The following is a 17,650-nucleotide window of genomic DNA, read 5'->3' as shown; positions in this document are numbered from 1 at the left end:
TGCTCGCGATAGCGGTGTGTCAGTCGAAGCATTCATTGCTGACCCAACGCCTTCGCGGGCAAGCCCGCTCCCACAGGTTTGAGCCTGGCACACAAGCGCGGCGCATCGCAGAACCCATGTGGGAGCGAGCCTGCTCGCGATGGCGGCCTTACTGATCCAGCGCGATATCCACCAACCGATACAACTCCCCAACCTCCAGCGGCTCGCTGGCAAAGAGGATGCGGAACACCGTCGGCGCCACCACCAGGTTGATCAAGCGCTCGATGCCAGGGTTCGGTTCGTCGGGGTAGCGATCCAGAATGATTTGCAATTGAGCACTGATGATTCCCACGCACTGCCCGGGCGTGGGGCAGGCCTGGATGTCGCGCATCATGTTGCGGCCGGGCTCGGAACTCATTTCATCCAGGTATTGCTCGGCCCAGGCTCGCAAGTCGCCGCGCAGGCTGCCGGTGTTGGCCGGTTCGGTGTCCGGGCGCATGTGGGCAATGGCGACATCGGCCAGCAGCGCCGGCAGATCGCCCCAGCGCCTGTAGATAGTGGAGGGCGTCACCCCGGCACGTGCGGCGATTTGCGGCACGGTCAGGCTCGCGCGGTCCTGCTCTTGCAGCAACTGGCGAACAGCCGAATGAATCGATTCCTGGACCCGGGCGCTTCTGCCGCCGGGGCGTAAACCTTCTTTAATAGCCATGGGTCGGACCTTAACACAAAGAATTTGCTTTAAGCGCCTGTCGGTTGCACACTCGGCAAAAGCAAAAAATTAGCTTTTGCTGATGTTTTGTGACCAGCTTTTGCGGAGTGTGCCTATGTCCCGTCCAGCTTCGACCCGTGCCAGCCTGATCTTCCTGGCAATCACCTTGCTCGGTTTCCTCGCCGCCTCCAGCGCGCCGACGCCGTTGTATCACCTTTATCAGGAACATATGCAGTTTTCCCCGGCAATCCTCACGCTGATCTTCGGCGTGTACGCCTTCAGTCTGCTGGCGGCCTTGCTGACCGTGGGCTCGTTATCGGATTACCTGGGACGCAAACCGGTGATCTTCGTGGCGCTGCTGCTCAACGTGCTGGCGATGCTGCTGTTTATCAATGCCGACAGCATCGCTTGGCTGATCGGGGCGCGGTTGATCCAGGGATTCGCCACGGGCATGGCCACCAGTGTACTGGGGGCCGCGCTGCTGGACTTCGATCGCAGGCAAGGCCCGCTGATCACCAGCGTCGCGCCCTTGCTGGGGATGGCCTGCGGGGCACTGGGGTGTGGCTTGCTGGCGGAGTTCGCCCCGTTGCCCCTGCAATTGACCTATTGGCTACTGCTGGGACTGTTTCTGGCACAGGCGATCTATCTCTGGCGCCTGGGAGAAAGTGTCAGCCCGCAACCCGGCGCCTGGCAGTCCTTGCGTCCAACCTTGCATGTGCCGCCGCAGGCGCGACGGCCGCTATGGCTGGTGTTGCCGCTGAACCTGGCGGCTTGGGCGGTGGGCGGTTTCTATCTGTCGTTGGCGCCTTCCCTGGTGCGGGCGGCGACCGGATCGACATCCAATCTGATTGGCGGTGCACTGGTAGCAGCCCTGACGCTCACCGGGGCCTTGTCTATTTACACGCTGCGCAACCAAGGCGCAGAGAAGATGCTGCGCCTTGCCGCCAGCTTATTGATAACCGGCCTCGCGCTGGTGTTGATCGCCGCGCATACGGGGAGCCTATCGTTGTTCTTCATCGGTACCCTGGTGACCGGCAGCGGTTTCGGCGCAGGATTTCTCGGCGCGCTGCGCAGCATCATGCCGCTGGCGTTGCCACACGAACGGGCCGGCTTGATGTCGGCGTTCTATGTTCTCAGCTACCTGGCCTTCAGCTTGCCGTCTCTGCTGGCCGGAAACCTGACGCGGGTGTTCGGGTTGATCCCGACAACCGACGGTTATGGCTTGGTGCTGATTCTGTTGGCAATCGCTGCGTTGCTGGGGCTGTTGCGTCAGGCCGCCAAACCGGCAGCCAGTGGCGTTCGACCTTGATCCGTTGAATGAAAACGATTGAATTGAGGTAGCCTTGGCCTCTCGCCATCTAATCTCGGTTGAACCTCCTTGAAAATTATTCGCAGTAAGTCTTTCACCGGCGAACGGCCCTGGGGCGCGTTGGACATCGCCAACATGAACGGCATCACCACACGCCTGCATTGGACTGACCAGCCGTACAAATGGCACGTCAACGATGGTCAGGAAGTGTTCGTGGTACTCGATGGGCTCGTGCAGATGTGCTATCGCGAAGAGGGTGTCGAAAAGGACACCTTATTGGCAGTTGGGGATATTTTCTACGCATCGGTCGGCACCGAGCATGTGGCCAAGCCCCAGGGAGCGGCGAGGATCCTGGTAATCGAAAGCGAAGGCAGTGTCTGAGGGGTAATCTATAAAGTCGATAATATATAGAGAAATTACCCGTTATATCGATATTCGATCCGGCTCTAAGATGACTCCACCTCAACCGGGGACTGGAGTCCGTCATGACATGCTGCCCTGCAACAAACCGTCTGCGCCCACTGCGCCATTTGCCCAGGCCGCTGGAAGCCATTCGCCAATTCACGCCTAACTGGTTTGCCGTGACCATGGGCACCGGCGTAGTCGCCCTGGCCTTGGCGCAATGGCCGGACAACCCGCCTGGCCTGCGTGCCATTGCCGAAGGGTTGTGGTTGTTCAATATCCTGCTATTCGTGTTATGCAGCGGTTTGTACGCCGCCCGCTGGGTATTGTTCTTCGATGAGGCCCGGCGGATTTTCGGACATTCCACCGTCTCGATGTTCTTCGGCACCATCCCCATGGGGCTCGCCACCCTCATCAACGGCCTGTTGGTGTTCGGCTTGCCGCGTTGGGGCGAGGGCGTGGTGGCGGTGGCCGAGGCGCTGTGGTGGGTCGATGTGGCGATGTCCCTTGCCTGCGGCGTGTTGATCCCCTTCCTGATGTTCACCCGCCAGGAGCACCGGATCGACCAGATGACCGCCGTATGGCTGTTGCCGGTGGTTGCCGCCGAAGTCGCAGCCGCCAGCGGCGGGCTGTTGGCGCCGCACTTGGCCGGCGCCCACGCGCAACTGATCATGCTGGTCACCAGCTATGTGCTCTGGGCATTTTCCCTACCGCTGGCGTTCAGCATTCTGACGATCCTATTACTGCGCATGGCCCTGCACAAACTGCCTCACGAGAACATGGCCGCTTCGAGTTGGCTGGCCCTCGGCCCCATCGGCACAGGGGCCCTTGGCATGTTGTTGCTGGGCGGTGACGCTCCACTGATCTTTGCCGCCAACGGCTTGCCAGGCGTGGGCGAAATCGCCGCCGGACTGGGGCTGGTGGCCGGTATCACACTATGGGGCTTCGGGTTCTGGTGGATGTTGACGGCGTTGTTGATCACCGCACGCTACTTGCGCACCGGTATCCCGTTCAACCTCGGTTGGTGGGGCTTTACCTTCCCATTGGGCGTGTATGCGCTGACCACGCTGAAGCTGGCAGACCTGCTGGGCCTCGGGTTTTTCAGTGTGTTCGGCAGCATGCTGGTGGCGACGCTGGTGGTGCTGTGGCTGATCGTCGCCCGTCGTACGCTGCTGGGCGCCTGGCACGGCGAGCTGTTTGTGTCACCGTGCATTGCGGGGCTGGCGAAATAATCGCTAAAGACAGGTAATGTGTGGCCTGGATCGAAAAGCGTCATTCCAATAAGCGTCCACGCCACTCAGGAACATGGAAGATGAGTCACCCTTCGCAGTTCACCTTGCTACGCACGCGGCGTTTCCTGCCGTTCTTCATCACACAGTCCCTCGGCGCGTTCAACGACAACATTTTCAAGCAGTCGCTGATTCTCGCCATCCTCTACAAATTGACCATCGACGGTGACCGCTCGATCTGGGTCAACCTCTGCGCCTTGCTGTTTATCCTGCCGTTCTTTCTGTTCTCGGCACTGGCCGGGCAGTTCGGGGAAAAATTCGCCAAGGATGCGCTGATTCGCCTGATCAAGCTTGGCGAAATCGTCATCATGGCGGTCGGCGCCGTGGGTTTCATGTTCGATCATCTGTGGCTGATGCTGCTGGCGCTGTTCGCCATGGGCACTCATTCGGCGCTGTTCGGTCCGGTGAAGTATTCGATCCTTCCACAAGCGTTGCGCGAGGAAGAGCTGGTCGGCGGCAACGGTCTGGTGGAAATGGGCACCTTCCTGGCGATTCTAGCCGGCACCATCGGTGCCGGGATCATGATGTCCTCGGCCCAATACGCACTGGTGGTGTCCTGCGCGATCGTCGGCGTTGCGGTGCTCGGCTACCTCGCCAGCCGCGGCATTCCACGGGCGGCGGCCGCCTCGCCGCAGATGCGTCTGAACTGGAACATATTCAGCCAATCCTGGGCCACCCTGAAGCTGGGCCTGGGCCAGACCCCGGCGGTGTCTCGTTCGATTGTCGGCAATTCCTGGTTCTGGTTCGTCGGGGCGATCTACCTGACGCAGATCCCGGCCTACGCCAAGGAGTGGATGCACGGCGATGAAACCGTGGTGACCCTGATCCTCACCGTGTTCTCGGTAGGGATCGCCTTGGGTTCGATGCTCTGCGAAAAACTCTCCGGACGCAAAGTCGAGATCGGCCTGGTGCCGTTCGGGTCGTTCGGGTTAACGGTGTTCGGGCTGCTGCTGTGGTGGCATTCCGGTGGGATCCCCGCCAGTGTCGAGGGCCACGGCTGGCTCCAGGTGCTCGGTTTCGGTCACGCCTGGCTAGTGCTGCTGGATATCCTCGGCCTCGGCGTCTTCGGCGGTTTCTACATCGTGCCGCTGTATGCGCTGATCCAGTCCCGTACCGCCGAGAACGAGCGTGCGCGAGTCATCGCGGCCAACAACATTCTCAACGCGCTGTTCATGGTGGTCTCGGCCATCGTTTCCATCGTGCTGCTGAGTCTCGCCAAGCTGTCGATCCCGCAATTGTTCCTGGTGGTGTCGCTGCTGAACATCGGCGTCAACGCCTACATCTTCAAGATTGTCCCCGAGTTCACCATGCGTTTCATGATCTGGCTGCTGAGCCATTCCATGTACCGCGTGGAGCATCGCAACCTTGACGCGATCCCCGATGAAGGGGCGGCGCTGTTGGTCTGCAACCATGTGTCATTCGTCGATGCCTTGCTGATCGGCGGCGCGGTGCGTCGGCCGATTCGCTTCGTGATGTACTACAAGATCTACAACCTGCCGGTGCTCAACTTCATCTTCCGTACCGCCGGGACGATTCCCATTGCCGGACGCCAGGAAGACATCCATATCTATGAAAAGGCCTTCAAGCGAATCGCCCAATACCTCGCGGACGGTGAGCTGGTGTGCATCTTTCCTGAAGGAAAATTGACCGCTGACGGTGAGATCAATGAGTTCAAGAGCGGGCTGACACGCATTCTCCAGGAAACCCCGGTTCCGGTGATTCCCCTGGCGTTACAAGGCTTGTGGGGCAGTTTCTTCAGCCGCGATCCGGCCAAGGGGCTGTTTCGCCGATTGTGGTCGCGGGTGACCCTGGTGGCTGGGCCGGCGGTGGCGGTGGAGATGGCTGAGCCGATCAAGCTGCAAGCATTGGTCAGCGAGTTGCGCGGGGCAGTCAGATAGAGAGGCTGCGGCCTTTCGATTTTTCGCGAGCAGGCTCGCTCCCACATTGACCGAGTTGTTCAAAGCGGACGCAATCCCCTGTGGGAGCGGGCTTGCTCGCGAAAGCGGAGTGTCAGTCGACGAGGATGTTGAGGCTGCCGGCCCCTTCGCGAGCAAGCTCGCTCCCACATGTGGCCGAGTTGCCCGGGCCGGACGCGATCCCCTGTGGGAGCGAGCTTGCTCGCGATAGCGGTAGTGGCCTAGGCGCTGACCTTGAGCCCGATCAGCCCTGTTACGATCAACGCCACACTGGCTAACCGAACCAGCGCCGTCGACTCGCCGAACAAAATGATTCCGGCGATCACCGTGCCCACCGCACCGACACCGGTCCAGACTGCATAGGCGGTGCCCAACGGCAGTTCCTTCATGGCGAGGCCGAGCAGGCCAAGGCTGATTCCCATGGCGGCAATCGTCAGGGCAGTGGGGAGCGGGCGGCTGAAACCGTCGGTGTATTTCAGGCCGACGGCCCAGCCGACTTCGAACAGGCCGGCGAAAAACAGAATGATCCAGGACATTACACACCTCCATGAGTGGATGGGGTCGTCCCCGGATAAAAGTTGATACGAGCTGCGGGGTCGTCCCCGCACTGGTGAGACAGAGTGCCCATGATCGGGCACTTGATCAAGTTCGCCTCAGTCCGCCGTCTGTTGGCTGGCGAGCGTCTCGCGGTCCTGCTTTTCGCTCATGCGGCGGAAGTAAGTTGAGAGCAGCGCTCCGGAGATGTTGTGCCAGACGCTGAACAGCGCACTGGGCACCGCCGCCAACGGCGAGAAGTGCGCACTCGCCAGGGCCGCGCCCAGGCCGGAGTTCTGCATGCCGACTTCCAGTGCGAGGGTCTTGCGTTGGGCCAATGGAAGGCCGAACAATCGTCCGGTGAAGTACCCCAGCAGGTAACCGAAGCTGTTGTGCAACATCACAATGGCCATGATCAGCAGGCCGGATTCGGCGATCTTCGCCTGACTGGCTGCCACCACCGCCGCCACGATGATCACGATGCTCACCACTGATATCAGCGGCAGCACTTCTACAGCATGACGCACCCGGGCGCCTAACAGGCGTTGGGCAATGATGCCCAGTGCGATCGGCAGCAGCACGATTTGCAGGATCGACCAGAACAGCGCCGAGAACGATACCGGCAACCAGGCCGAGGCCAGCAACCAGATCAATGCCGGGGTCAGCAGGGGCGCCAGCAGGGTCGTGATCGCGGAGATCGCCACGGCCAGGGCCAGGTCGCCGCGCGCCAGCCAGGTCATGACATTGGACGACGTGCCGCTTGGGCAGCAGCCCACCAGAATCACACCGACGGCGATTTCCGCAGGCAGGCTGAACACTTGGCAAAGCAGCCACGCGGTACCGGGCATGATGACGAACTGGGCAATCACCCCCAGAGCCACACGTCCTGGACGGCGGGCCACTTCGGCAAAGTCTTCCAGCTTGAGCGCCAGGCCCATGCCAAACATCACCAGCCCCAGCAAGGGCACAATGGCGACTTTCAGGTCCACGAACCACTGCGGTAGCAAGAACGCCACGACGGCGAAGATCAGTACCCAGTAAGCGAAGGTATTGCCGACGAAGCGGCTCAGTGCAGCCAGTGCGCGCATGACCAGATCCTTGTTATCAGTCATTGAAACCACACAAAACCAATGTGGGAGCGAGCCTGCTCGCGATAGCGTCGGATCAGTCAGCGTCGATGTTGACCGAGAAACCGCTATCGCGAGCAGGCTCGCTCCCACAGAGGTAAGTTTGCACAGGGCAATCCTGTGCCTTTAGATCCCCTGCGGAATCTCTTCCCCACCCAGCGCTTCAACCAGCGCCGGCAGGAATTCGCCGAAGGTCAGCATCATCAGCGTGAAGCTGGCGTCCAGTTGGCCGAGGGCTTCGTCGCCACCGTCCTGTTCCGCCTGGTCTTGCAACAGGTCTTCGAACTTCAGACGCTTGACCACCATCTTGTCATCGAGCACGAACGACAGTTTGTCCTGCCAGGCCAGCGACAACTGAGTCACCACTTTGCCGGTGTTCAGGTGCAGCTGGATTTCATCGCTGGTCAGGTCCTGGCGCTTGCAGCGCACGATACCGCCGTCTTCGTGGGTGTCGCGCAGTTCGCATTCGTCGAGGACGAAGAAATCATCCGCGGCTTTCTGGGTCTTGACCCAGTCGGTCATGATCGCGGTCGGTGCGGTCTTGACCGTCAGCGGACGCACCGGCAGCGAGCCGATGACTTCGCGCAGCGTCGACAACAGGTCTTCGGCGCGTTTCGGGCTGGCGGAGTTCACCAGGATCAGGCCCTGCTTCGGCGCGATGGCGGCAAAGGTCGACGAGCGACGGATGAAGGCCCGCGGCAGGAACGCCTGGATGATTTCATCCTTGAGCTGGTCCCGTTCCTTCTTATAGACCTTGCGCATCTGCTCGGCTTCGATCTCTTCGACCTTTTCCTTCAGGGCATCGCGTACGACGCTGCCTGGCAAAATGCGTTCTTCCTTGCGAGCGGCGATCAGCAAAAAGTCCTGGCTGACATGCACCAATGGCGCGTCTTCACCCTTGCCAAATGGCGCGACGAAACCGTAAGTGGTCAACTCCTGGCTTGCACATGGACGCGCCAGTTTGCTGGCCAGTGCAGTTTCCAACGCCTCGGCATCAAAAGGCAGATCTTGGGTCAGGCGATAGATAAGCAGGTTTTTGAACCACATGGGGTGAGTCTCTCCTTTATACAAAGGGGGGCATTATTCTCTTAGCGGCGCCATAGGCCAACCCTTCGCTAAGCCTTTGGAAGGGCTGAAAAAATTAATTTAAAAAGTGCTTGCCAGCTTATGGAGTGCTCCGTAGAATGCGCGCCACACCGAAAGCGAAGGGTGATTAGCTCAGCCGGGAGAGCGTCTGCCTTACAAGCAGAATGTCGGCGGTTCGATCCCGTCATCACCCACCATTCGTTCAACGTGTTACGCGCAGCGGTAGTTCAGTCGGTTAGAATACCGGCCTGTCACGCCGGGGGTCGCGGGTTCGAGTCCCGTCCGCTGCGCCATATTCGGTTATCTGGAACACTGAACGCCAGATGACCACGGAAAGCCCGCTAACGCGGGCTTTTTGCTGTTTACAGTTTCTGCGGTGCGCCTCGTTCACTTTTTTATCTGATTTATGTAATTAAATCAGCACGTTACAAAAAACTGTGAGAGAATGCGCCCCGCATCGAAAGCCAAGGGTGATTAGCTCAGCTGGGAGAGCGTCTGCCTTACAAGCAGAATGTCGGCGGTTCGATCCCGTCATCACCCACCAGACTTTCAATGTTACGCGCAGCGGTAGTTCAGTCGGTTAGAATACCGGCCTGTCACGCCGGGGGTCGCGGGTTCGAGTCCCGTCCGCTGCGCCATATCCGATAACCTGGCCCACTGAACGCCAGGTTGCCAACAAAAAGCCCGCTCACTGAGCGGGCTTTTTGTTGCCTGTCATTTGGCGATTGCTACTGTTCGGCATTACGGCGGTGACGATAATCGCTGACCGCCTCATACACCGCTTTACGCAAACGGTTGATGCCACCGATGGGGCGATGCGCCTCTATACCGAACCAGGGATTGAACGACTGGTTGTCGCAGGCCAGGTTCAGCTTGGGTGTGTCGAAGTCCTGGGCCGGCACCTTGATGCGCGCCACCGTTTCGAACGGCGCATCGCTTTCTTTCCATTCAATGCTGGTGTCTTCGATGGGCATGTACTTGGCGGGATCCTGACGCTGGATCTGCAGGACGAAGCAGGCTGGCACCCGGTCTGTGGATAACTGCTGCGTCAGGGCGCTGCGCAGAAAATTCGGCAGGTCCTGGTTCTGTTTCGGCAGGGTATAGGCCGGGCAGTTGTCCGGATCCGGTGCTACGCGAAACTTGGCGTTGGCTGCACCGAACTTGTAGGGCGATACCGAAAAGTACGTGGTCTGGGTCGGGCTGGCCGGAGGCGGCGAAAGGGTCGCCAGGGCGATGAACAAATGGCGAACCTGCCAGGTGCGCGGATCCAGGCTGGGGAAAAACGCCATGGCCTTTTTTCCGTCGGCCTGCGCGGCCACATTTTGACGATACTCGGCGACATCACTGACGAAGAAGTTAGGATGATTGAACATCACGAAGTCCTGCTCGCCGGATGAATGCCGATCCGCCAGCAGTTGCTTGCCCGGCACGTCGAGCAGTTTGATCGCCATCCCCCGGGCGTCGCGCAGGCTGTCGAATTGCGGATAAGCGTTACCGTTGGACAGGCGTATGGTTGCCTGCCAGACCTTCCCTGGTTCGGCAAACACGCCTTGGCGCAGCGGGGTTGGCAGGTCGCTCGGCACCTGGACTTCGGCCATCACGCAGCCGTGCGCCTTGGCGTGGGCATCGCGCAAGTAGCGCGTGCCTTCGCGGTGCTGGTCGACGATGCGGATCGCGGTCTGGATGATGTCCTGAGTCATGGCGGCTTCGCCGGACGGCACTTGCTCCTGGTCCGGCACTGGCCCGCGGTGTTGCCAGGCGTACCAGGCCGTGGCCAGTGCCCAGCCCAGCAGCCCGATTACCAGCAGCCACAGGAGCGTCTTGCCCAAAAAGGCGCCGAGGCGCAGCCAGAGCGTGATCAGCATGCAGAAATCCTTATACCTGTGGGGTTTGTCATTACAGTTGTGACTCCAGCGGTCCGCCCAGCACTTTCAGATATTCCAGCAGGGCCCAGCGCTCCTCTGGTTGCAGCAGCCGGCCAATCACACCGTTGCCGCGTTCGCCGGCGCGGAACTCATGGCCACTGTTGTGATTACCGGTGATCCGGGTATCGAAGAGGAAGCCGTTGGTGAAGTCTTCGGTGCGATAGCCCAAGTGCCGCGGATCGTATTCGAAGCTGCCTTTATAGAAGCGCGTCGCCCGCTCATCCTGCGGCGACAGCAACTGATAGATCGTCGGCACCGAGCCGTTATGCAGGAACGGTGGCGTGGCCCAGACGCCCGCCAGTGGCCGGGCTTTGTACGCACGCAATTCGCGTACGCCGATAGGCAGGCCGAAACCGTCCAGGGCCGGGCGCTCGACGGGGGTGACGCCGGCGTCGCGATAGGCACGGTTCTCGACGAAGGCCGTGACATACGCCAGACCCTTGGCAACCGAGATCTGGCTCAGGTCCAGTGGCTCGGTCGGGGTCGGGTGCAGTTGCACTTCCAGCTTTGCCAGTTCGGCCGGGTCCCAACCCAGGCTGGTCAGGTCGAAGCGATGGTCGGCAATGTTGTTGGCGGTGCCCGGGTCGGTGCCGATGACTTGCACCGGCAACATATGCAGTTGCTGGACCGGCCGGTCAGGGCCCTGGATGACTTTGGGCACGTGGCAGCCGGCGCAGTTTTCGGCAAACAGCGCCCGGCCCTTGGCAGCCAGAGGCCTGTCGACTGCGCCGAGCAATGCTTCCGGCCAGGCCGGAGGCTTGAGCAATTGCAGGGTTTCTTCGATCTTGTTCAGATCACGCACCCGCACGCTGGAGGGATAGCGGGCATCGCCCTGCAACGGTTTGCCCTGGGCGTCGAAGAAGCTCAGCGTCGCGCCGACACCCAGAGCTTCGCCGACGTTACGCGCCATCGGCTGCTGGGCCGATCCGTTCCATTGCACCCAGTCGAATGTCCAGATGTCCCACAGCTGTGGGTAATCCACCGGTGCGTTGGCGACTCGATAGTTGTCCGGCGAAATGGCATCGCCGAAGCTGGCGTTGGCAATGCGGCCAAAGGCGTCGGTCCTGCCGGGGCCTTCTTCGGTGGGGTAGAGGCCGCGGTGGGTATCGTTCCAGGCAGTGCGCAGGAAGGTGTCCAACGAGACCTTGAAGGCCTTGCGCAGTTCTTCGTGGCTGGCGTCGTAATCCTGGCCCAGTACCTGACGGGCGAAACGCTCGAATTTCCACGGGTTGTAGTAGGTTGACGCCAGACTGGCGACCAAGGCCTGTCCGAAACTGCCACCCCGTAATGTAGGAACGCTGGAAGGCAGGACGTGCTGGGCCGAGCCGCCGTCGATGCGGATCGCCTGGCCCTTGTAGTGCAGTTCGCCGGTGTGGCAGGCGGCGCACGTAATATCCAGAAACTCTTCTTTACTGCCGGGATTCTGGTGCCGTGCGAAACCCACTGGCAGGTTGCCAGGATTGGCTGGCGAGGCTTTTTGCGCCGGATCGATGAGGAAGCCAAAGCGCGCCAGGTATTCGGGTGAGGCGAAGCGCTGTCGCGAAAACGGCAATTCCAGGGCGGTGAACCACTCGTAGCGCAGGCCTTTGACCTGGGTACCTTGGGGTGTGAAATAGTAAGTCTGACGCTCGGCGGCGCTCCATTGGTCCAGGTAATGCACCTGTTCGACCGGGTTGTAGAGCGGCAGACGCGGGTTTGCGACGTAATAAAGCACCACTGCCACGACGAGGATCAACAGGGCGAAAAGCAGCCAGAGCAGGCGAGAAAGAAGGCGCACGGGGACATCCTTGTTTTTTTGATATGCCCTTATGCCTCAGTGCCGCACGGCGGGCAAGTGGCCATTACTTGATGCCACGGCAAGCGACAATCTGTCCCTTGTAGGCAACAGATGACAGAGGCTTCATCTGCCAGAGACTAAAAAGCATTTGGGGGCCTGAACTTATCCCTGCTTTGCGGCTCACATGCCGGTAGCCATTGGTCGGGGCCGCCTGATAAGCTCGCGGCTTTACTCGATTGCCCTTTAGGCGCATGAACAAGGAAATAGCATGAAACAGCATCGGTTGGCGGCGGCGGTGGCCCTGGTTGGCCTGGTACTCGCGGGTTGCGACTCGCAGACCAGCGTAGAGCTGAAAACCCCGGCGCAGAAAGCTTCCTACGGTATCGGCCTGAACATGGGCAAGAGCCTGGCTCAGGAAGGTATGGATGACCTGGACTCCAAAGCGGTTGCCCAGGGCATTGAAGATGCCGTCGGCAAGAAAGAACAGAAGCTGAAAGACGAAGAATTGGTCGAAGCTTTTGCGGCACTGCAAAAGCGTGCCGAAGAGCGCATGGCCAAGATGAGCGAAGAGTCGGCAGCCGCCGGCAAGAAATTCCTCGAAGAAAACGGTAAGAAATCCGGCGTGACCACCACCGCTTCCGGCCTGCAATATGAAGTGGTCAAGAAGGCCGATGGCCCACAGCCCAAGCCGAACGACGTGGTGACTGTTCACTACACCGGCAAGCTGACCAATGGCACCGTGTTCGACAGCTCTGTTGAACGTGGCAGCCCGATCGACCTGCCGGTCAGCGGTGTGATCCCGGGTTGGGTCGAAGGCTTGCAACTGATGCACGTCGGCGAGAAGTACAAGCTGTACATCCCGAGCGATCTGGCCTACGGCGCCCAGAGCCCGAGCCCGGCCATCCCGGCCAACTCGGTCCTGGTGTTTGACCTGGAGTTGCTGGCGATCAAGGATCCGGCAAAAGAAGACGCAGCCAAGTAATCGCGTCTGCTATCACGACAACGCCTCGCTTATGCGGGGCGTTGTCGCATCCGGGTTACGGTGATTCCCAAAAAAACCGAACGCTGCGCGCAGGCTATAGTCATAGGCAGTACAGGCGCTGTGCTAGACCCAGCCGCCCAATCAAGTCAATGAAATATTGGGTTTTTTTATGTGAGTAAAAAACGCCCGATCTAAGCCGGGCCCTTATGAAACGGGGGCTTCAGCGGTGAAATGCAGCTCTGTTCACAAGGTTATCCACAATTTGTGTGGATAACATTTCAGTGGGGAAAAAAATGAAGGCCCCGTGGAATTTCGCACGATTTCTGCCCTTGGCAGGCCGGTTGCTGGCCCGCGGTCGACTGCCGACATTGCTGTTCGCCGTCGCCAGCAAAGGCGCCCGGGAGGGTGGCCGGCTCGGCAAGCTCAAGGAAGACCTGCGCCTGTTGCAGGCGCTGTGCCTGGCTTACTGGCGGGGTGAATACCGGGCCGTCAGTGCCAAGTCGATGCTTTCGATCGTTGCTGGGCTCATGTATTTCCTCAGTCCGCTCGACGCGATCCCCGACATCCTGCCGATGTTCGGCATGTTCGACGATATCGCCGTGCTGGCCTGGGTCATGAAAACCCTTGACGTTGAACTCGAAGCATTCCGCGCCTGGCGTTATCGGCAATCGCCGGAGAAACTTGCCCAGGTCGAAAGGCTGCCCGACACCCCCGAACAACTCCAGCTACAGGGTCATGAAAAAGACTGACCCTGCCTCTCTCGCCCCTGGAATTCATCGCCCCGCGACCTCAGCCGGTATTAGGATTACACTTCCAAGAAAAAAGGCTGATTCGCTAAGCGTTGTTGTCCTACGGGGTAGACATGGATATTCAGATAATCACTCGTGACGGAGAGCCCGAATACGCGGTTTTGCCGTGGGATCAATACCAGTCGTTGCTGAGGGCCGCAGGCATCGACCCAACTGCGCCGCGCGAAGCGACAGTTCGTCATGCGGCGGCACCCGGCCAGGTTCTTCCTGGCCTGGATCAATTACGAAGTTTGCGCGAAGGGAAGGGCATCGCCATTGAGGCGCTGGCCCGCACGGTAGGTATCAGTCCGTCTTATCTGGCCTTGATCGAAAGCGGCGAGCGTCAGCCCGATGCCGCGATTCGGCGCAGTCTGGCCTGGGAATTGACGGTGCCAGGTTGGAGGGATGAGTCGTGAGTGTACGCATCAGTCGGCAGCATTGGGATGGATTGTTGGGGGAGTTGGACCAGGCGCGCCGCCAGCGCCATCTGTTGACCTACCGCGCCTTGCTGGAGCGCTTGCAGTTGCCCAGCCCGGCCATGCAGACCTTGACCGCGGCCCTGGAGCACCTGGCCGCGCTGGACGCTCGGGCGGAACAGCCGCTGCGCAGTTCCCTGGTGATCAGCCAGGGTGCCAGTCGACTGCCGCGCACCGGCTTCTTCGAGTGTGTTGAGCGCCTGGGCCGTTTTTCCGGGCCGTCCGATGGGGTGGCGGCCGCTTCCTGGCACGCGTCGGAGGTGGTCCGGGTGTTTGAATACGAATACCCCGAATCGGCGGAGGCCTGAGTGCTCTGGCGCCTCAAGGCGCGGGCCGATTACTGGCTGGCGCGTCGGTTGTTCCATTGGTCCTGGTTCGTCCGCCAGCCACGCGGCTGGGCCTGGCTCGAGGGCCAGTTCTCGCGCATGGCGAACCTGGGTGATGTCGGTGCGCAAAGTTTCTACGGGCATATCCTGACGTTTCGTGGCCAAGGGCTGGGTGCGCGAGAAGAAGGGGTTCGCCTGCTGCGGCTGGCAGCATTGGCCGGTGATGGCAAGGCAGCCTATCAGGTCGGTGTGATCAGTCTCGCGGGCTCCGCCAGCAAGGCACCGGACCCGGTCGAAGCGGCACATTGGTGGGCGCTGGCGGCGAAGGCCGGTCATCCATTGGCCGAGATCAAGCTCAAAGGGCTCGAGGCCCGCGACCCGTAGCGAATTGCGCGGCTTTCTCGAGCGTTGTTCGTTTTGCAGATTGGGCGAATTAGCGAATTGCCCTACGTTCACTGCTTCTTTCGCTGACTTATTTCTCCTCATATCCTCGGCAAAGTCTCGCGCTCCCTGAGCGCTGCGAGACGTTTGCCCATGTTCGACCGTTTTTTGCCGGTGGCCCCTGATCGAGCGGTGCCCTGATGGATCAGGTCAGTCGTATCGAGCAGGAGCTCGATAGCTTCAAAGACGTCCTGATTGTTTATCGCGAGCAGCTCGAGCGCTGGTACAACCGGGCTGCGGACACTGCCAGCCACGCGGCCGACCTGCCTTCGCTGTTGGGCATGGAGCGACTGATCCGCTTCGCTGACAGCACCACGGTCGTCAGCACCGGTGACGATGATTTTCTTTCCACCGTCGTGCAGTGCCCCAACGGCGGGGTGATGACCATCGAGAGCAAACTCGAATCGGTCTACGACATTCCGCTGGGCGACATCGTGGTGGATGTGGTGGCGGTGGACAGTGGCGAGGTCACGCCGGTCACTCTCGATGCTCAGGGCCTGGGGACCTTCAACGGCGAGGCGGGAAAGCGCTATCGGGTGCGTGTCCAGGGCGAAGTGTCGCCAGCGCAGCTCAACGAGCTGTTTTCTTCCTACGATGGCCTGAGCTCTCAACTGACGGACTGGTTGCGGGGTGAATGGCAGGGCTTCAAGCCGCATTGGGCGCAGCAATCCTTGGCGACCTCAGCGGCTGCAGTGGGCAATGGACTGCTTGCCGGAAGCTGGGCGGCGATCGAAGGCGTGTGGGACAGCATCAGTCTGCTCTCCGACGTCCTCAAAAATCCTGAAGAGTTTGTCGGGCGGTTGGGCGAGAGCGCGGCGCAACTGGCCGAACTGGCGCAGACGGCGCCGCAGGTCATGGCCAGGCTGCAACTGCTGGCGAGCGACGAAGCAGCGCTGTGCCTGCTGGTGCGCGCCGCCAGTCTCTGGCTGGACATGCTACCGCCCAGCGAGGTGGCCGGCGAAACGGCCCAGGCGCTCTCGACACTGACCGTACAGCTGTTGATCGATCTGTTGATTGGCGTCGTCCTGACCTTCGCTGGCGCAGGGGCCGGGATCGCTTATCTGTCGATGCGCCTGGCCGCTGTGGGGGTGCGCCTGTTGAGCGCCTTGCAGCGTTTCATCCGGGCGATTTTCGCCGTGGTCAACGGCTTCATGGGCTATGTGGACCGTTACAGAACCGTGGCCGCCAGAGGGACCGCGCCGGGGGTGAAAAAGGGCCGGATGCAGATGCGTTGGAACGCCCAGCGCAATACCACGCTGAAAAAACACGAACCCCACGACGACGCCCCCGCCCAATCGAAAAACCCCAACGGCGACAGCGCCGACACCGCCGCCCAGACCGCCACCAGCGGCTGCCCGGTGTCGATGGTCACCGGCGAAGAACTGCTGACCCTGGAAGACGGCGTGCTCGATGGCCGTCTGCCCTTCGTCTTCACCCGCTTATACCGCACCAGCGCCGCCGACCTGGACATCGGGCTCGGGCGTGGCTGGAGCCATGCCTTGGCCCATCGCCTGCTCTTGGAAGGCGAGCAAGTTACCTGGATCGACCAGGAAAACCGCCGCACCCTTTTTCCGCTGCCCACCGCCCAACGTCCGGCGATCCACAACAGCCTGGCTCGCGCCGCTATCTACCTGGGCACCGAGCCGGACGAACTGATCATCGCCCAGCCCGGCGACCAAGCGCCTTTCCTACACTTTCGCGACGGTCATCTGACCGCTCTCAGCGACCGGTACGACAACCGCCTGACCGTTCAACGCAACATCCATGGCGACATCAGCCGCCTGGACAATGGCGCCGGTCGCGCCCTGCGGCTGCGCTATGAACAGCGGCACCTGATCGCCGTCGACTATCAGAGCTTTCACCCGACCAGCGCCCAGGACGACGCCTGGCGTACCGAGCAGACGCTGGCGTCCTACCGCTACGACGGACGTTTCCGACTGATCGAAGCGACCAACGCCGTCGGTGAAAGCGAGCGTTACGACTACGACGACCGTCACGTCATCCTCCAGCGCCAACTGGCCGGTGGCGCGAGTTTCTTCTGGGAATGGCAGGGCGCCGGCCCGGCGGCGCGCTGTGTCCGGCACTGGGCCTCGTTCGCGCAGATGGACAGCCGCTACACCTGGGGCGAGGATGGCCAGGTCACGGTCCGGCACCTGGATGGCAGCCAGGAAATCTACGAGCACGACGACCGGGCGCGGCTGGTGCGCAAGGTCGAGCCCGATGGCGGCGAGCACCTCAAGGCCTATGACAACCAGGGCCGGCTGATCGCCGAGCAGGATCCGCTGGGCGCCGTCACCGAATACCGCTACGACGAAGTCGGACGCCTGGTGGCGTTGATTCCGCCGGATGAGCTGCCGACGTCCTACGAGTACCGCAACGGTTTCCTGCACGCCCGCTCCCGCGGTAACGCCACCTGGACCTACCGACGCAACGACCAGGGCGATATCACCCGCCAGACCGACCCCGACGGCCAAGTCACCTTTTACAAATACGACGGGCGCGGCCGGCTGCTGGAAACCTGCCACCCCGACGGCAGTTTCCACCGGCTGAGCTGGAATGCCCTCGGCCAGTTGACGGAAGAAAC

At 61.0% G+C, this 17,650-nt stretch carries 16 protein-coding genes and 4 tRNA genes; 14 read left to right on the top strand and 6 right to left on the bottom strand.

The genetic code is table 11. The features are described 5' to 3' along the window. Positions 1-148: 148 nt before the first annotated feature. Positions 149-688: a TetR/AcrR family transcriptional regulator gene (locus ACLEJQ_RS25450; protein WP_440799773.1), complete on the bottom strand. Its 540-nt coding sequence runs from the start codon at positions 686-688 to the stop codon at positions 149-151. A gap of 115 nt (positions 689-803) precedes the next feature. Between ACLEJQ_RS25450 and ACLEJQ_RS25445 the strand changes: the two genes are divergently transcribed. The 4 genes from ACLEJQ_RS25445 (at position 804) to ACLEJQ_RS25430 (ending at position 5,586) form a co-directional block, all read left to right on the top strand. Beyond that, positions 804-1,997: an MFS transporter gene (locus tag ACLEJQ_RS25445; RefSeq protein WP_440799770.1), complete on the top strand. Its 1,194-nt coding sequence runs from the start codon at positions 804-806 to the stop codon at positions 1,995-1,997. A gap of 69 nt (positions 1,998-2,066) precedes the next feature. Continuing rightward, positions 2,067-2,378, top strand: a complete 312-nt coding sequence (locus ACLEJQ_RS25440) for a cupin (RefSeq protein ID WP_440799767.1) — start codon at positions 2,067-2,069, stop codon at positions 2,376-2,378. Positions 2,379-2,482: 104 nt separating this feature from the next. Further along, the gene (locus tag ACLEJQ_RS25435) at positions 2,483-3,631 is read left to right on the top strand and encodes a TDT family transporter (RefSeq protein ID WP_440799764.1); all 1,149 of its coding nucleotides are present in this window, start codon (positions 2,483-2,485) and stop codon (positions 3,629-3,631) included. An 80-nt stretch (positions 3,632-3,711) separates the two neighbouring features. Further along, positions 3,712-5,586, top strand: a complete 1,875-nt coding sequence (locus ACLEJQ_RS25430) for an MFS transporter (protein ID WP_440799761.1) — start codon at positions 3,712-3,714, stop codon at positions 5,584-5,586. Between the two features lie 239 nt (positions 5,587-5,825). On the opposite strand, the gene sugE is transcribed toward ACLEJQ_RS25430, so the two are convergent. From sugE to rdgC, 3 genes are all read right to left on the bottom strand, one after another. After that, a complete protein-coding gene (gene sugE, locus ACLEJQ_RS25425) occupies positions 5,826-6,140 on the bottom strand; it encodes a quaternary ammonium compound efflux SMR transporter SugE (RefSeq protein ID WP_440799758.1) in 315 nt (104 codons plus the stop codon). Positions 6,141-6,257: 117 nt separating this feature from the next. Next, positions 6,258-7,226 carry a bile acid:sodium symporter family protein gene (locus tag ACLEJQ_RS25420; protein ID WP_440799755.1) on the bottom strand — a complete coding sequence of 323 codons (969 nt, stop codon included), beginning with the start codon at positions 7,224-7,226 and terminating at the stop codon, positions 6,258-6,260. Between the two features lie 165 nt (positions 7,227-7,391). Beyond that, on the bottom strand, positions 7,392-8,312 hold the full coding sequence (gene rdgC, locus ACLEJQ_RS25415; RefSeq protein WP_053147409.1) for a recombination-associated protein RdgC: 921 nt from the start codon (positions 8,310-8,312) through the stop codon (positions 7,392-7,394). 160 nt (positions 8,313-8,472) lie between these two features. On the opposite strand from rdgC, the gene ACLEJQ_RS25410 reads away from it, so the two are divergent. The 4 genes from ACLEJQ_RS25410 (at position 8,473) to ACLEJQ_RS25395 (ending at position 8,989) form a co-directional block, all read left to right on the top strand. Further along, a tRNA-Val gene (locus ACLEJQ_RS25410) sits at positions 8,473-8,548 on the top strand. A 19-nt stretch (positions 8,549-8,567) separates the two neighbouring features. Beyond that, positions 8,568-8,644: transfer RNA gene (locus ACLEJQ_RS25405), tRNA-Asp, on the top strand. Positions 8,645-8,819: 175 nt separating this feature from the next. After that, positions 8,820-8,895: transfer RNA gene (locus ACLEJQ_RS25400), tRNA-Val, on the top strand. Positions 8,896-8,912: 17 nt separating this feature from the next. Next, positions 8,913-8,989, top strand: a tRNA-Asp gene (locus ACLEJQ_RS25395). A gap of 90 nt (positions 8,990-9,079) precedes the next feature. On the opposite strand, the gene ACLEJQ_RS25390 is transcribed toward ACLEJQ_RS25395, so the two are convergent. Both ACLEJQ_RS25390 and ACLEJQ_RS25385 read right to left on the bottom strand, forming a co-directional pair. After that, a complete protein-coding gene (locus tag ACLEJQ_RS25390; protein WP_440799751.1) occupies positions 9,080-10,216 on the bottom strand; it encodes a catalase family protein in 1,137 nt (378 codons plus the stop codon). Between the two features lie 31 nt (positions 10,217-10,247). Further along, positions 10,248-12,053, bottom strand: a complete 1,806-nt coding sequence (locus ACLEJQ_RS25385; protein WP_440799748.1) for a di-heme-cytochrome C peroxidase — start codon at positions 12,051-12,053, stop codon at positions 10,248-10,250. Positions 12,054-12,321: 268 nt separating this feature from the next. Between ACLEJQ_RS25385 and ACLEJQ_RS25380 the strand changes: the two genes are divergently transcribed. From ACLEJQ_RS25380 to ACLEJQ_RS25355, 6 genes are all read left to right on the top strand, one after another. Further along, complete coding sequence (locus tag ACLEJQ_RS25380; RefSeq protein WP_440799745.1) at positions 12,322-13,035, top strand: FKBP-type peptidyl-prolyl cis-trans isomerase; 714 nt, start codon at positions 12,322-12,324, stop codon at positions 13,033-13,035. Between the two features lie 293 nt (positions 13,036-13,328). After that, on the top strand, positions 13,329-13,784 hold the full coding sequence (locus ACLEJQ_RS25375) for a YkvA family protein (protein ID WP_440799742.1): 456 nt from the start codon (positions 13,329-13,331) through the stop codon (positions 13,782-13,784). Positions 13,785-13,897: 113 nt separating this feature from the next. Then, positions 13,898-14,239 carry a helix-turn-helix domain-containing protein gene (locus ACLEJQ_RS25370; RefSeq protein ID WP_440799739.1) on the top strand — a complete coding sequence of 114 codons (342 nt, stop codon included), beginning with the start codon at positions 13,898-13,900 and terminating at the stop codon, positions 14,237-14,239. Continuing rightward, on the top strand, positions 14,236-14,607 hold the full coding sequence (locus ACLEJQ_RS25365; protein WP_003179080.1) for a hypothetical protein: 372 nt from the start codon (positions 14,236-14,238) through the stop codon (positions 14,605-14,607). The genes ACLEJQ_RS25370 and ACLEJQ_RS25365 overlap by 4 nt, the downstream gene beginning before the upstream one ends. Continuing rightward, positions 14,608-15,009, top strand: coding sequence for a sel1 repeat family protein (locus tag ACLEJQ_RS25360; protein WP_440799736.1), 402 nt, complete (start codon positions 14,608-14,610; stop codon positions 15,007-15,009). A 197-nt stretch (positions 15,010-15,206) separates the two neighbouring features. After that, positions 15,207-17,650 (top strand): DUF6531 domain-containing protein (locus tag ACLEJQ_RS25355; protein ID WP_440799734.1); only part of this gene is annotated, 2,444 nt, incomplete at its 3' end.

Source organism: Pseudomonas sp. SMV71, from assembly GCF_052042015.1.
Taxonomy (GTDB): domain Bacteria; phylum Pseudomonadota; class Gammaproteobacteria; order Pseudomonadales; family Pseudomonadaceae; genus Aquipseudomonas.
The sequence above is the reverse complement of the archived record's forward strand: the minus strand, read 5'-3'. Positions and strand labels throughout refer to the sequence as shown.

Coding starts and splice junctions, on each gene's coding strand:
- ACLEJQ_RS25430 (WP_440799761.1), top strand. CDS start 3,712: ATGAGTCACCCTTCGCAGTTCACCTTGCTACGCACGCGGCGTTTCCTG.
- sugE (WP_440799758.1), bottom strand. CDS start 6,140: ATGTCCTGGATCATTCTGTTTTTCGCCGGCCTGTTCGAAGTCGGCTGG.
- ACLEJQ_RS25450 (WP_440799773.1), bottom strand. CDS start 688: ATGGCTATTAAAGAAGGTTTACGCCCCGGCGGCAGAAGCGCCCGGGTC.
- ACLEJQ_RS25445 (WP_440799770.1), top strand. CDS start 804: ATGTCCCGTCCAGCTTCGACCCGTGCCAGCCTGATCTTCCTGGCAATC.
- ACLEJQ_RS25390 (WP_440799751.1), bottom strand. CDS start 10,216: ATGCTGATCACGCTCTGGCTGCGCCTCGGCGCCTTTTTGGGCAAGACG.
- ACLEJQ_RS25370 (WP_440799739.1), top strand. CDS start 13,898: ATGGATATTCAGATAATCACTCGTGACGGAGAGCCCGAATACGCGGTT.
- ACLEJQ_RS25435 (WP_440799764.1), top strand. CDS start 2,483: ATGACATGCTGCCCTGCAACAAACCGTCTGCGCCCACTGCGCCATTTG.
- ACLEJQ_RS25380 (WP_440799745.1), top strand. CDS start 12,322: ATGAAACAGCATCGGTTGGCGGCGGCGGTGGCCCTGGTTGGCCTGGTA.
- ACLEJQ_RS25420 (WP_440799755.1), bottom strand. CDS start 7,226: ATGCGCGCACTGGCTGCACTGAGCCGCTTCGTCGGCAATACCTTCGCT.
- rdgC (WP_053147409.1), bottom strand. CDS start 8,312: ATGTGGTTCAAAAACCTGCTTATCTATCGCCTGACCCAAGATCTGCCT.
- ACLEJQ_RS25375 (WP_440799742.1), top strand. CDS start 13,329: ATGAAGGCCCCGTGGAATTTCGCACGATTTCTGCCCTTGGCAGGCCGG.